This window comes from Pseudomonas sp. MPFS (genome assembly GCF_022537035.1).
Taxonomy (GTDB): Bacteria; Pseudomonadota; Gammaproteobacteria; order Pseudomonadales; family Pseudomonadaceae; genus Aquipseudomonas; species Aquipseudomonas sessilinigenes.
Genome location: NZ_CP066123.1, coordinates 6,130,170 through 6,143,227, shown reverse-complemented (window position 1 = coordinate 6,143,227; position 13,058 = coordinate 6,130,170). Strand labels below are relative to the sequence as shown.

The 13,058-nt window shown below is 64.8% G+C and carries 9 protein-coding genes; 6 read left to right on the top strand and 3 right to left on the bottom strand.

Annotated elements, in window-relative coordinates; all coding sequences use genetic code 11:
• The first annotated feature begins 28 nt into the window (after nucleotides 1-28).
• The 5 genes from I9018_RS28170 (at nucleotide 29) to I9018_RS28150 (ending at nucleotide 8,112) form a co-directional block, all read left to right on the top strand.
• Nucleotides 29-2,734: a TonB-dependent receptor gene (locus tag I9018_RS28170; RefSeq protein WP_241108068.1), complete on the top strand. Its 2,706-nt coding sequence runs from the start codon at nucleotides 29-31 to the stop codon at nucleotides 2,732-2,734.
• A gap of 82 nt (nucleotides 2,735-2,816) precedes the next feature.
• Complete coding sequence (locus I9018_RS28165; protein WP_068576369.1) at nucleotides 2,817-3,431, top strand: heme acquisition protein HasA; 615 nt, start codon at nucleotides 2,817-2,819, stop codon at nucleotides 3,429-3,431.
• Between the two features lie 219 nt (nucleotides 3,432-3,650).
• Nucleotides 3,651-5,432 carry a type I secretion system permease/ATPase gene (locus tag I9018_RS28160; protein ID WP_124347331.1) on the top strand — a complete coding sequence of 594 codons (1,782 nt, stop codon included), beginning with the start codon at nucleotides 3,651-3,653 and terminating at the stop codon, nucleotides 5,430-5,432.
• Complete coding sequence (locus I9018_RS28155; protein ID WP_241108067.1) at nucleotides 5,429-6,778, top strand: HlyD family type I secretion periplasmic adaptor subunit; 1,350 nt, start codon at nucleotides 5,429-5,431, stop codon at nucleotides 6,776-6,778. The genes I9018_RS28160 and I9018_RS28155 overlap by 4 nt, the downstream gene beginning before the upstream one ends.
• Entirely contained in the window at nucleotides 6,775-8,112 is a 1,338-nt protein-coding gene (locus I9018_RS28150; protein WP_241108066.1) for a TolC family outer membrane protein, read from the top strand. The genes I9018_RS28155 and I9018_RS28150 overlap by 4 nt, the downstream gene beginning before the upstream one ends.
• A gap of 108 nt (nucleotides 8,113-8,220) precedes the next feature.
• On the opposite strand, the gene trmA is transcribed toward I9018_RS28150, so the two are convergent.
• Together trmA and I9018_RS28140 are read right to left on the bottom strand one after the other, a co-directional pair.
• Nucleotides 8,221-9,300 (bottom strand): tRNA (uridine(54)-C5)-methyltransferase TrmA, encoded by a 1,080-nt coding sequence (trmA, locus tag I9018_RS28145; protein ID WP_068576377.1) that lies wholly within the window; start codon nucleotides 9,298-9,300, stop codon nucleotides 8,221-8,223.
• Nucleotides 9,297-10,589, bottom strand: a complete 1,293-nt coding sequence (locus I9018_RS28140; RefSeq protein ID WP_068576378.1) for an NCS2 family permease — start codon at nucleotides 10,587-10,589, stop codon at nucleotides 9,297-9,299. The genes trmA and I9018_RS28140 overlap by 4 nt, the downstream gene beginning before the upstream one ends.
• Nucleotides 10,590-10,796: 207 nt before the next feature.
• Here I9018_RS28140 and I9018_RS28135 point away from each other — a divergent pair, with 207 nt between their 5' ends.
• On the top strand, nucleotides 10,797-11,246 hold the full coding sequence (locus I9018_RS28135; RefSeq protein WP_241108065.1) for a DUF4879 domain-containing protein: 450 nt from the start codon (nucleotides 10,797-10,799) through the stop codon (nucleotides 11,244-11,246).
• Between the two features lie 130 nt (nucleotides 11,247-11,376).
• Here the strand turns inward: I9018_RS28135 and I9018_RS28130 are convergent, their stop codons facing one another.
• The gene (locus I9018_RS28130) at nucleotides 11,377-12,621 is read right to left on the bottom strand and encodes an MFS transporter (RefSeq protein ID WP_068576383.1); all 1,245 of its coding nucleotides are present in this window, start codon (nucleotides 12,619-12,621) and stop codon (nucleotides 11,377-11,379) included.
• Nucleotides 12,622-13,058: the final 437 nt, after the last annotated feature.

Sequence of the window (13,058 nt, the reverse complement as noted above, 5' to 3'; positions counted from 1 at the left end):
AAAAATAGCCAGCGCAGGAATGACGGACATGAGGGTAGGCAGTCGCACTGGAGTTCACGCCGCAAGTCGTTTGGCCCTGGCCATTCACCTGGGTGTGGCGGGACTGTTGGCGGGTAGCGGCGTGTTGCAGGCGGCGGAAGTCGTGGGCGCCGTTGCGCAGGGTACGCAGCGCCAGCACGGGCTGGATTTCGATATTCCCGCTCAGGCCCTCGGTACCGCCGTACTGGCCTTTGCCGAGCAGGCAGGGGTGCAAGTATTGTTCGACAGCCAGCGCCTGCATGGCTTGCAGAGTTCGTCGCTCAAGGGGCGCTACAGCGCCGAGGACGGTTTGGCGAGGTTGCTGGGCAGTGCGCCAGTAACGTATCGCTTCACCAGTGAGCGCCAGGTAACCCTGACCCGGGTCGAGACCTTGCAGGATGGCGCCCTGGCCCTGTCTCCCACGACGATCTCCGGCCACCTCGAAGGCCACCCGCGCGACTGGACCTATACCGCGCCACGCTCGGTGAGCCAGGTCACCCGCGAACAACTCGATCGCAACCCGCCCCGGCACGCGGCCGACATGCTGGAGGAGACCTCCGGGGTGTACTCGGCAGTCAGCCAGCAGGATCCGGGGTTGTCGGTGAACATCCGCGGGATCCAGGACTACGGCCGGGTCAACATGTCGGTGGACGGCATGCGCCAGAACTATCAGCAAAGCGGCCACCAGCAACGCAACGGCACCCTCTACATCGACCCTGAGCTGTTGTCCGAAGTCGTGGTGGAGAAGGGCGCCACTTCGACCATGGGCGGTGCCGGGGTGATCGGCGGGGTCGCCAACTTTCGCACCCTCGATGCCCGTGACCTGCTCAAGCCCGGCCAGGAAATCGGCGGTCGGATCCGTGTGACCAGCGGCCTGGGTGGACGCCGCAACGGTACTCACTTCATTGGCAGCTCGGCCTTCGCCATCGGCACGCAGGCCTGGGACATGCTGCTGGCGGCCAGCGAACGCCACCTGGGTGATTACGATCCTGGAACCAAGGGCGGTATCGGCGAGTTGCGCACCGGCGCCGCGAAGAACCCGGCGGTCAGCGAGCGGGTCAAGAACTCCCCGGTTGCCTACTCCGGCTCGGTGATGCGCTCGCGCCTGGCCAAGCTGGGACTCAACCTGCCCGAGGACCAGCGCCTGCAACTGAGCTACCTGAGCACCCAGGTCGACTACGACGATGCCAACATGATGAACGTCGAGAAAACCGGCCAGCTGTGGGAGAAGCTCGGCAGCAGCGACGTGCGCTCGCAGAACTTTGGCCTCGACTACAGCTACGCGCCGGACAACCCGCTGATCGACTTCAAGGCCAAGTTGTACTACGTCGATAATCGCAACGACCAGAGCACCTTGCAGCGCGGTATCAATCCTGGCTACTCGATCACCTACCAGACCGATACCTATGGCGCCCAGGCACAGAACACCTCGACCTTCGCCCTGAGCGAGCGCTCCACGGTCAAGGCCAACTACGGCCTGGAGTTCTTCTACGACAAGGTTCGCCCGGACTCCAGCCAGCCAGTCCCCAAGGGCTCGGCGGTCAGTGCCTCGCCCGCGGCCAGCATGACGCCCGAGGGCGACCGGGCCCTGGGCAGCCTGTTCACCCGCCTGGACTACGACTATGACGGTTGGCTGAACCTCAACGCGGGCTTGCGCTATGACCGTTATCGGTTGCGCGGTGAAACCGGGATCAATACCCGGACCTTCGTGATTGGCAAGACGCCGCAGCAAGTCTCGGTGCCCGTGGCCTACGACATCGACGACCAGGAAGGGCGGTTCTCGCCGACCTTCGGCCTGTCGGTCAAGCCAGGGGTGGAATGGCTGCAATTGTTCGCCAGTTACGGCAAGGGCTGGCGTCCGCCAGCGGTGACCGAAACCATGATCACCGGTCGCCCCCATGGCGGTGGCTCGGAAAGCATGTACCCCAATCCGTTCCTCAAGCCTGAGCGTTCCACCACCTGGGAGGCGGGGTTCAACATCTTCAAGGAAAACCTCTGGTTCGACGACGACCGCCTCGGGGTCAAGGTGGCCTACTTCGATACCCGGGTCGATGACTTCATCTACATGGCCATGGGCGTCCAGCCTCCGGGCTATGGCATGGCCGGTATCGGCAACAGCGCCTATGTCAACGACATGAGCGGCACCCGGTTCAAGGGCATCGAATACCAACTCGACTATGACACCGGCGGGGCCTATGGCCAGTTGAACTACACCCGCATGATCGGCGACAACGATTTCTGCATGAAGACCGCATGGCTGGGCGGCGTGACCCAGCCGGTGAAGAACGGTACCGGGCGCCGGGCGGTCGTTACCGGCATGCGCCCCGATGACGCCGCCAACAACGCCACCCAATGCAAGGCTGCCATCCTGGGTTCGGCCGAGCATATGCCCATGGATCGCGGCACCTTGACCCTGGGCGCGCGCTTTTTCGACCGCAGGCTGGATATCGGCGCCCGCGCCCGATACAGCGCCGGCTACTCGATCTCCGACTCGGCCAACATGACGGTCAGCCAGTCGGGCGTCTATCCGGCCGACTGGAAGCCCTACACCGTCTACGACCTCTATGGCAGCTACCGGGCCACCCAGGAGCTGACCTTGCGCCTGGCCATGGAGAACGTCACCGATCGCGCCTACCTGGTTCCCCTTGGCGATGTCCTGGCCTTCACCCTCGGCCGTGGCCGCACCCTGCAAGGCACCGTGGAATATCAGTTCTGACCGCTTTTGCCCAGTGACGGGCAAAACCGCAGCAGGCACAGGCGTGCTGCGGACATGACCCACCTATGTATTGGAGTTTTGCATGAGCATTTCGATCTCTTACAGCGCTACCTATGGCGGTAACACTGTCGCGCAATACCTGAACGACTGGTCGGCCTACTTCGGCGACGTCAACCATCGTCCGGGCCAGGTGGTGGACGGCACCAACACCGGAGGCTTCAACCCGGGGCCGTTCGACGGCACCCAATACGCCATCAAGAGCACGGCCAGCGATGCCGCCTTCGTGGCCGATGGCAACCTGCACTACACCCTGTTCAACAACCCGAGCCATACCCTGTGGGGCTCGCTGGATAAGGTCTCCCTGGGCGACACCCTCGCCGGTGGCTCGGGCAGCAACTACAGCCTGGTCAGCCAGGAAGTCAGCTTCGCCAACCTGGGCCTGAACAGCCTGCGCGAAGAGGGCCGTGCGGGTGAGGTGCACAAGGTGGTCTATGGCCTGATGAGTGGCGACAGCTCGGCACTGGCAGGCGAAATCGATGCGCTGCTCAAGGCGATCAACCCGAACCTGTCGGTGAACTCGACGTTCGACGACCTGGCAGCGGCCGGTGTTGCCCACGCCAATCCGCTACCTGCTGCCGCCGATATCGGCCTGGTGGGCGTACAGGATGTGGCCCACGACTGGGCGCTGGCGGCCTGAGTGCAGGCCTGAGGCAATAAAAAAGCGAATGCAGGATCGCTCCTCCATTCGCTGTTTCAACTCACCGTCGTCGCCCGAGTTTTCGAAGGCCAGGGCGACGGCGGTGGCAAATTCTGGGGAGCGCCGCGGTGCCTGTCAACGTACCGGGCGCGCCTCTTGCCGCTCCATCCTGTCGGGGTGGAGGGCCACCTCTCCTTTAACTTTCCACAGGACATCTGGATGAGCAGGCCGAACTCACTTGCCGCTTCCGAGACGCTGGCGGCCCTGGCGGCCTACAAGAGCGGCTTTTTCAACATTGGCCTGTTCTCGGCAGTGATCAACCTGCTGATGCTGGCGCCGGCCCTGTACATGCTGCAGGTCTATGACCGGGTATTGGCTTCGGGCAACCAGATGACCCTGCTGATGCTGACGCTGATGATCCTCGGCCTGTTCGGCTTGATGGGGGCGTTGGAGTGGGTGCGCAGCCAGGTGGTGATCCACCTCGGTACGCAGATGGACATGCGCTTGAACCAGCGGGTGTACGACGCGGCGTTCGAGGCCCAGCTCAAGGGCAGCCCGCAGGCGGCCGGGCAGGCGCTGAACGACCTGACGGCGCTGCGCCAATTCGCCACCGGCAACGCCTTGTTCGCCTTCTTCGATGCCCCGTGGTTCCCGGTGTACCTGCTGGTGATCTTCCTGTTTCATCCCTGGCTCGGGTTGCTGGCCCTGGGCGGCGCGCTGCTGCTGGTGGCGCTGGCCTGGATCAACCAGCGTATCTGCCAGGCACCGTTGGCCGAGGCCAGCCAGTTGTCCATCCTGACCAGCCAGCAGGCTTCGGCCAACCTGCGCAACGCCGATGCCATCGAGGCCATGGGGATGCTCGCGGCCTTGCGCGAGCGCTGGTTTGCCGGGCACCAGGCGTTTCTTGCCCAGCAGAACCTGGCCAGCGCCAAGACCGCGACCATCAGTGCCTGGTCCAAGGGCGTGCGCATGGCCTTGCAATCCCTGGTCCTGGGCCTGGGTGCCTGGCTGGCGGTGCAGGGGCAGATCACTCCGGGAATGATGATCGCCGGCTCGATCCTGATGGGGCGGGTGCTCAGCCCCATCGATCAGTTGATTGCGGTATGGAAGCAGTGGAGCTCGGCGCGCTTGGCCTACGAACGGCTGGCGCAGTTGCTGCAGGAAAATCCGCCGCGCCCCGTGCGCATGAGCCTGCCGGCACCCAAGGGGCAACTGGATATCGAACAGTTGAGCGCCTGTGCCCCGGGGCGACGGCGCCCGGCCCTGGCCAACCTCGGGTTCACCCTGGAGGCAGGCCAGGTCCTGGGGGTGATCGGCCCCTCTGGTTGCGGTAAATCCACGTTGGCCCGCTTGCTGGTCGGGGCCTGGACGCCGCTGACCGGCAAGGTGCGCCTGGATGGTGCGGACCTCGCTCAATGGGACAAGCGGCAACTGGGCCCGCATATCGGCTACCTGCCCCAGGACATCCAGCTCTTCGCCGGCAGCATTGCCGAAAATATCGCACGGTTTGCCCAGGTGGACTCGGACCAGGTACTGCAAGCGGCGCAGATGGCCGGGGTGCATGAACTGATCCTGCAGATGCCCCAGGGCTACGACACGCGTTTGGGTGAAGGGGGAGCCGGCCTGTCCGGGGGGCAGCGCCAGCGTATCGGCCTGGCCCGTGCCTTGTACGGCTTGCCGGCATTGATCGTGCTCGATGAGCCCAACTCCAATCTGGATGAGGCCGGCGAGCAGGCACTGTTGCAAGCCATCGCCCAGCTCAAGCAGTTGCGCCGGACCCTGGTGCTGATCACCCATAAACCCAATGTGCTGACCCTGACCGACCAGTTGATGATCCTGCGCGAGGGGCAGTTGCAAGCATTCGGCCCTACCGCCCGGGTGCTGGAAGCCAGCCACAAGGCCAAGGCCGCCCCACCGGCGTCACCTGTGAGCAATCCGGTGGCCAATCTGAACATGAGTTATCGCCTGGGCATGGCCGGCGGGGAAGGTAGAAAAGCATGAAGGCAGCGTTATCCACAGGCCATGCCAGCGCAGGCGAACCCTTGGTGGCCGGCAAGGTGCTGGTGCTGGACGACAGGAAATACTCCCGGCTGGGTTGGCTGTTGGTGCTGGCCGGTTTCATCGGTTTCCTCGGCTGGGCCGCACTGGCGCCCCTGGACAAGGGGGTGGCGGTGTCGGGCAAGGTCATGGTCTCGGGGCATCGCAAGACCGTACAGCACCAGAGCGGCGGGATCGTCGAGCGCATCGAGGTCAAGGAGGGGCAGCGGGTCGGTGCCGGGCAAGTCCTGCTGCGGCTCAACGAAACCCCGTTGCGTGCCCAGATGCAGTCCTTGCGCAGCCAGTACCTGGGGTCCCTGGCCAGCGAGGCGCGCCTCAACGCCGAGCGCGAGGGTACGCCCCAGATCACCTTCGACCCCCAGCTACTGGCCTTGGCGGGCGAGCCGGAAGTAGCCGCCAGCCTGACCCTGCAACGGCAGTTGTTCGACAGCCGGCGCCAGGCCCTGGCCATGGAGCAGCAGGGGATTGCCGAAACCATCGCCGGCTCCGAGGCGCAGCTGCGCGGTACCCGGGATTCCCAGGCCAGCAAGGTGCAGCAGCGCCAAGCCTTGAACGAGCAGCTGCAAGGTTTGCGCGAGCTGGCCCGGGATGGCTATATCCCGCGTAACCGGCTGCTGGACAGCGAGCGTTTGTATGCCCAGGTCGAGGGGGCGATCGCAGAAGACTTTGGTCGGATCGGTTTGCTGCAGCGCCAGATCCTCGAACTGCGCCTGCGCATCCGCCAGGTCGGCGAGGACTTCCAGAAAGACCTGCGCAGCCAGTTGGCCGATACCCGTATCCGCACCGAGGACTTGCGCAATCGGCTGGCCTCCGCGGAGTTCGACCTGGCCAACAGCCTGGTCCGGGCGCCGGCTGCTGGCGTAGTGGTGGGCCTTGAGGTGTATACCGAGGGCGGGGTGATCAAGCCGGGCCAGCCGTTGATGGACATCGTGCCCCAGGACGAACCGCTGCTGGTGGAGGCGCGGGTACCGGTGCAACTGATCGACAAGGTGCATCCGGGGCTGGCGGTGGAATTGATGTTCCCGGCGTTCAACCAGAGCACCACGCCAAGGGTGGCGGGGGAGGTGACTTTGGTCTCCGCCGATCGCCAGGTGGATGAGCGTACCGAGGAGCCTTACTACACCTTGCGCGCCACGGTCAGCAGCCAGGGCATGCAGCAGTTGCAAGGCCTGCAGGTTCGCCCGGGGATGCCGGTGGAAGCCTTTGTCCGTACCGGCGAACGCTCGATGCTCAACTACCTGTTCAAGCCCTTGCTGGACCGTAGCCACATGGCTCTGGTGGAAGAATGAGCCGCGCTGGACGATACCTGCTCCTGCTGGGGCTGCTGCTGGCGCCTGAGGTCCGGGCGCTGGGGCTGCTGGCAGCCTACGACCTGGCCTTGCGCAATGACCCGACCTTCCAGGCGGCGATCAAGGAGCGCGATGCCGGGGAGGAGAATCGCGCCATTGGGCGGGCCGGACTGCTGCCGAGCCTGTCCTGGAACTACAACAATTCGCGCAACCGCTCGCAGGTGACCCAGGAAACCCTGCGTGGTGATCTCACCAGCAACCGTGACTATCGCAGCTACGCATCGACGCTGACCTTGCAGCAACCCTTGCTGGACTACGAAGCCTATGCGCGCTTTCGTCAGGGCGCGGCCCAGGCACTGTTCGCCGACGAGCGCTTTCGTAGCAAGAGCCAGGAGTTGGCCGTACGCCTGCTGGGTGCCTATAGCCAGGCATTGCTGGCCCAGGAGCGTATCGAGTTGAGTGGCGCGCAGAAGCGCGCCTTTGCCGAGCGCTTGCAGCTCAACCAACGGTTGCTCAAGAGTGGTGAAGGTACCCGGACCGATGCGCTGGAAACCCAGGCCCGCCTGAGCCTGGCACTGGCCGAGGAAATCGAGGCGCGGGACCAGCAGGATGCCGCCCTGCGCGAGTTGCAGGCCATCGTTGGCGAGCCGTTGCAGATCGACGAGCTGGACCCACTGGTCCGCCAGTTCCAGATCCGGCCGTTGCTGCCCAACCGCTTCGAGACCTGGCGTGAGCTGGCCATGGCCAACAACCCGCAGCTGGCCTCCCAGCAGCAGGCCCTGCGGGCGGCCGAGTATGAGGTGGAGCGCAAGCGTGCCGGGCACCTGCCCAAGGTCAGCCTGTACGCCAGCAGCCGCCAGACCCGCTCCGACTCCGAGAGCTCCTACAACCAGCAGTACGACACCAACACGGTCGGTATCCAGGTCAGCCTGCCGCTGTTCGCCGGAGGCTCGGTGTCGGCCTCGACCCGCCAGGCGGCCAGCCAGCTGTCCCAGGCGCAGTACGAGCTGGATGCGCAAACGGCCACTACCCTTAACGAACTGCGCAAGCAGTTCAACCTCAATACCAGTGCCGCAGCGAGGGTCCAGGCCTATGAGATGGCGGTGGACTCGGCCCAGGCCCTGGTGGCCGCGACCCAGAAAAGCGTGCGCGGTGGTGAACGGGTCAACCTCGATGTGCTGGACGCCGAGCAGCATCTGTTCAGCGCCCGCCGCGACCTGGCCGATGCCCGGCATGCCTACCTGCTGGCGCGTATCCAGCTCAAGTGCCAGGCTGGCCTGCTCAACGAGCAGGACATGGTGCAACTGGCCGACTACTTCCACCCGACCCTGTAGCCGCTGTCGAGCCCGCGAGGCTGCGACAAGGCCCGCAGGGCCTTCAATGACGGCCGCTGACAGAATGAAAACGGCCGTCACGAGGACGGCCGTTGGTGGGGCTATGGATCAGCGGCGGGTCAGCAGGACCCCGGATTCCATGTGGTGGGTCCAGGGGAACTGGTCGAACAGCGCGCAGCGCTCGATCCGGTGGGTGTCGTGCAACTGGGCGATGTTGGCCGCCAGGGTTTCCGGGTTGCAGGAGATGTACAGGATGTTGTCGAAGCGCCGGGTCAGCTCGCAGGTGTCCGGGTCCATGCCGGCCCGTGGTGGGTCGACGAACACGCTGCCGAACGCGTAGCTCTTCAGGTCCACCCCTTGCAGGCGGCGGAACGGCCGCACTTCATTGAGGGCCTCGGTCAACTCCTCGGCGGACAGGCGCACCAGGGTGACGTTGTCCACGGCGTTTTCGCTGAGGTTGCTCAGGGCGGCGTTGACCGAGGTCTTGCTGATCTCGGTGGCCAGCACCTTGCGCACCCGGGTGGCCAGGGGCAGGGTGAAGTTGCCGTTGCCGCAGTACAGCTCCAGCAGGTCATCCTGGCGTTCGCCCAGGGCGGCATAGGCCCAGTCGAGCATCTTCTGGTTCACCGTGCCGTTGGGCTGGGTGAAGGCGCCTTCGGGCTGGCGGTAGCTGAAGCTGCGACCACCGACTTCCAGGCGTTCCACCACGTAGTCCTGGCCGATGACTTCACGCTTGCCCTTGGAGCGGCCGATCACGCTGACTTTCAGCTCGGCGGCCAGCTGGCTCGCGGCCTGGTGCCAGTGCTCGTCCAGCGGGCGGTGGTAGCACAGGGTGATCATCGCATCGCCGGCCAGGGTGGTGAGGAACTCCACCTGGAACAGCTTGTGGCTCAGGGCGTGGCTGGCTTGCCAGGCGGCCTTGAGCTGCGGCATCAACTGGTTGATGCGCTGGCTGGCGATGGGGAACTGCTCGATCAGGATCGGCGTGCGCTTGTCCTCCTGGGAGAACATCGCGTAGTGGCGCTCGCCCGCTTCGCGCCACAGGCGGAACTCGGCGCGCAGGCGGAAGTTCTGCAGCGGCGAGTCGAAGACCTGGGGCTCGGGCGCATCGAAGGGGGCCAGCAGGCCACGCAAGCGCGTGACCTTTTCCTGCAACTGGGTGTTGTAGCTTGCGGCGTCGAAAGTCATGCGGGGTAGCCCAGCTTGATCACGAACAGGATCGACAGGATCACCAGGGGCGCGTTCAGCTCACGGGCACGGCCCGACAGTAGCTTGATCACGGTCCAGGCAATGAAACCGAAGGCGATGCCATTGGCGATGGAATAGGTGAACGGCATGGCCAGGGCGGTGACCACCACGGGAGCGGCGACCGTGATGTCTTCCCAGTCGATTTCCGCCAGGCCCGAGGTCATCAGCACGGCGACGAACAGCAGTGCCGGTGCGGTGGCGAAGGCTGGAACGCTGGCCGCCAGTGGCGAGAAGAACAGTGCCAGCAGGAACATGATCGCCACCACGATGGCGGTCAGGCCGGTGCGGCCGCCAGCGCTCACGCCTGCTGCGGATTCGATGTAGCTGGTGGTGGTCGAGGTGCCCAGCAGGGAACCGGCCATGGCCGCGGTGCTGTCGGCGATCAGGGCCCGGCCCATTTTCGGCATGTGGCCGTCCTTGCCCATCAGGCCGGCGCGCTTGGCCACGCCGATCAGGGTGCCGGAGTTGTCGAACAGGTCGACGAACAGGAAGGCGAAGATCACGCTGATCAGGCCGATGTCCAGGGCGCCCTTGATGTCCAGTTGCAGGAAGGTCGGGGCCAGGGACGGAGGCATCGAGGTCACGCCACCGAATGGAGTAACGCCCAGCAGGATGGACACCACGGTCACCGCGAGGATGCCGATCAGCACCGCGCCACGCACTTTCAGGGCTTCCAGGGCGACGATCAGGGCAAAACCCAGGGCCGCGAGGATAGGGGCCGGTTTGCTCAGGTCGCCCAGGCCGACCAGGGTCGACTCGTTGCCCACCACGATCTGCGCGTTATGCAGGGCGATCAGCGCCAGGAACAGGCCGATACCGGCGGCAATCGCCGAGCGCAGGGGCAGGGGGATGCTGTTGATGATCCATTCGCGGATGCGGAAGATCGACAACAGGAAGAACAGCACCGCCGAGATGAACACCGCACCCAGCGCCACTTGCCAGGTATGGCCCATGTGCAGGACCACGGTGTAGGTGAAGAAGGCGTTCAGGCCCATGCCGGGTGCCAGGGCGATCGGGTAGTTGGCGATCACGCCCATGACGGTGGAGCCGATGGCCGCCGCCAGGCAGGTGGCAACGAACACCGCGCCTTTGTCCATGCCGGTCTCGCCGAGGATGCTCGGGTTGACGAAAAGAATGTAGGCCATGGCCAGGAAGGTGGTAACGCCCGCAAGTATCTCGGTGCGCACGTTGGTGTTGTGTGCCTTGAGTTGAAACAGCCTTTCCAGCATGTCTGCTCCCCGTGGCGCCGCCAGGCGCCGTGAATGTATCGACTCCAACAGCAAAGCACAGACTGCCTGATGCGCCTGTGGATTTGCCTTGGGTCGGGAAAAGCCGCGCATCATACCAGCAGCGTGGGCCAATGGCTGCGATCGTCGTCGATGTTTTGCCAGGCTGGCAAGTAGCGCATACTGCGGCCTGATTTCGCGGGGGGATTTATGCGCAGTACAGTGAAAATGACCGCCTTGGCGCTGCTGGGAGCCGCGGCCTGCGGGTTCGCCACCTCGGCCATGGCCCGCTCGGCTCCGCCCTTGAGCCAGGTGGAAATCCTCAAGGTGCTGTCGCCAGCCTGCGGGCTGGAGGATGTCTCCGACGGTCGCGAGCGGACCCAGTGCGAGCATCACGGGCCGGGCATCAAGGTCTACGTGCTGGAGATCGGCTACGGCCGCGAGCCCTACGTGACCCTGGACGGCCTGGAGGTCGACGGGACCCGGACCCCGGTGTGCGAAGACGGCTCCACCTATGTGCCCTGCGAGACCGGTGGGATCACCGCCGGCTACCTCTATATCTTCGACCTGGCCGGCAAGCAGGAAGGCACCTTCCGTTTCACCAACACCTCGCTCAATGCGCCGGGCAACACCATGAGTGCGCAGATCTACATCAAGTAGGTCGCAGCCGACGATGGGCTCGATGGTGGGCTCCAGGTATTGCAGCCGGCCTTGGCTGCCAACCCGATCCGGGCCTTGCCTGTTCCGGCGTACTCCAGCCGGGCAGGTTCAGACCGGCTGGCTCAGTCACCTAACCCGCCCGGGTGGGCTCCGTTTGCGGCTCGTGCATCCGGTCGCGCCTGGCCAGGGTCGGGAACAGCTTGATCCAGGTCCCGGTCACCACCAGCGTACCGACCCCGCCCAGCACCACCGCCGGCACGGTGCCGAACCAGTGGGCCGTTAGCCCGGACTCGAACTCCCCCAGCTGGTTCGAGGCGCCGATGAACAGGCCGTTCACCGCGCTGACCCGACCGCGCATTTCATCCGGGGTTTCCAGTTGTACGAAGGAGGCGCGGATCACCATGCTGATCATGTCCGCCGCGCCCAATACCACCAGCACTGCCAAAGAGAACCAGAACGAGGTGGACAGGCCGAAGGCGATGGTCGCCACGCCGAACACCCCGACGGCGGTGAACATCACCCGCCCGACCTTGCGCTCGACACTGAAGCGCGCCAGCCACAGCGACATCAGCAAGGCACCCACCGCCGGCGCCGAGCGCAGCAGGCCCAGGCCCCAGGGGCCAGTCAGCAGGATGTCCTTGGCGAACACCGGCAACAGCGCGGTGGCGCCACCGAGCAAGACGGCGAACAGGTCCAGGGAAATGGCCCCGAGGATATCCGGGCGGCTGCGGATGAAACGAATGCCTGCCAGCAGCGAGTCGAGGGTGGCCTTGCTTTTGTTCAGGGCGGCCTGGCGGGCAGGCAGGTTGAGCATCAACAGGCAGGCGATCACGTACAGGATCACGGTCGGGCCATAGACCCAGGCGCTGCCGAAGGCATAGAGCAAGCCGCCCAGGGCCGGGGCGACGATGGTGGCCGACTGTTGGGCGGATTGCGCGGCGGCCACTGCCCGGGGAAACAGCGCGGCGGGCACGATGCTTGGCAGCAGGGCCTGGGTGGTGGGCATCTCGAAGGAGCGCGCGCCCCCGAGCAGGAAGGCCAGGATGAAGATCATTTCCCGGGTGACGCTGTCGGTCAGGCTGCCGATGGCCAGGGACAGGGCGATCAAGGCTTGCAGCGACTGGCAGATGGCGGCCACGCGGCGCCGGTCGTAGCGGTCGGCCACGTGCCCGGTGTGCAGCATGAACAGCACCCGTGGGGCGAACTCCACCAGCCCCACCAGCCCCAGGTCGAGGACGTTCCCGGTCAGTTGGTAGAGATTCCAGCCAATGGCCACGGTGAGCATCTGGAAGCCACTGGCGGTGAAGATCCGGGCTATCCAGAAAGCGATGAACGGGCGGTGGTGACGGAGCAGCAAAGGTTCTGGGCTGGGCATCGGCAGGCAAATCTGAGCGGGGAGTGCAGCGAGGTTACCATCAAGATGTAACCAATAGTTGCGGTCTAGGGGAAATCGTTAGCCGCGCATCTATCTCGTTCCTGGCTCCTTTTTTCGATGAGAGTCCCTGTTGCCACGGCGCAGGTTCCGGCTGATCGGTTGGACGCCGAAGGTCCTGCGGACCTTGTCGCAGCTTCGCGGGCTCAGCAGCGGCTACAGGGATGATGTGTGCTGGAGAAGCGTCGGGAAACCCCGGTCTTGAGAGGGTGAGGCAAGCTGTCACGCGGCAAATAACCACACAGTTGCGCAGCGAATTTAGGACTACTCTTTTAACGTTGATTGATCCAGATCAAGGCCTTTTTCGAGGATTGGTGTGGCGGCCGCGAGGCCAGAATCCCTGCGTAGCGATGGTTTAAAAGAACGAATCCGAATTCGCC

Excerpts from the sequence above, each read along its gene's own strand:
- I9018_RS28170 (WP_241108068.1), top strand. The coding sequence starts at position 29 with ATGAGGGTAGGCAGTCGCACTGGAGTTCACGCCGCAAGTCGTTTGGCC.
- I9018_RS28165 (WP_068576369.1), top strand. The coding sequence starts at position 2,817 with ATGAGCATTTCGATCTCTTACAGCGCTACCTATGGCGGTAACACTGTC.
- I9018_RS28160 (WP_124347331.1), top strand. The coding sequence starts at position 3,651 with ATGAGCAGGCCGAACTCACTTGCCGCTTCCGAGACGCTGGCGGCCCTG.
- I9018_RS28155 (WP_241108067.1), top strand. The coding sequence starts at position 5,429 with ATGAAGGCAGCGTTATCCACAGGCCATGCCAGCGCAGGCGAACCCTTG.
- I9018_RS28150 (WP_241108066.1), top strand. The coding sequence starts at position 6,775 with ATGAGCCGCGCTGGACGATACCTGCTCCTGCTGGGGCTGCTGCTGGCG.
- trmA (WP_068576377.1), bottom strand. The coding sequence starts at position 9,300 with ATGACTTTCGACGCCGCAAGCTACAACACCCAGTTGCAGGAAAAGGTC.
- I9018_RS28140 (WP_068576378.1), bottom strand. The coding sequence starts at position 10,589 with ATGCTGGAAAGGCTGTTTCAACTCAAGGCACACAACACCAACGTGCGC.
- I9018_RS28135 (WP_241108065.1), top strand. The coding sequence starts at position 10,797 with ATGCGCAGTACAGTGAAAATGACCGCCTTGGCGCTGCTGGGAGCCGCG.
- I9018_RS28130 (WP_068576383.1), bottom strand. The coding sequence starts at position 12,621 with ATGCCCAGCCCAGAACCTTTGCTGCTCCGTCACCACCGCCCGTTCATC.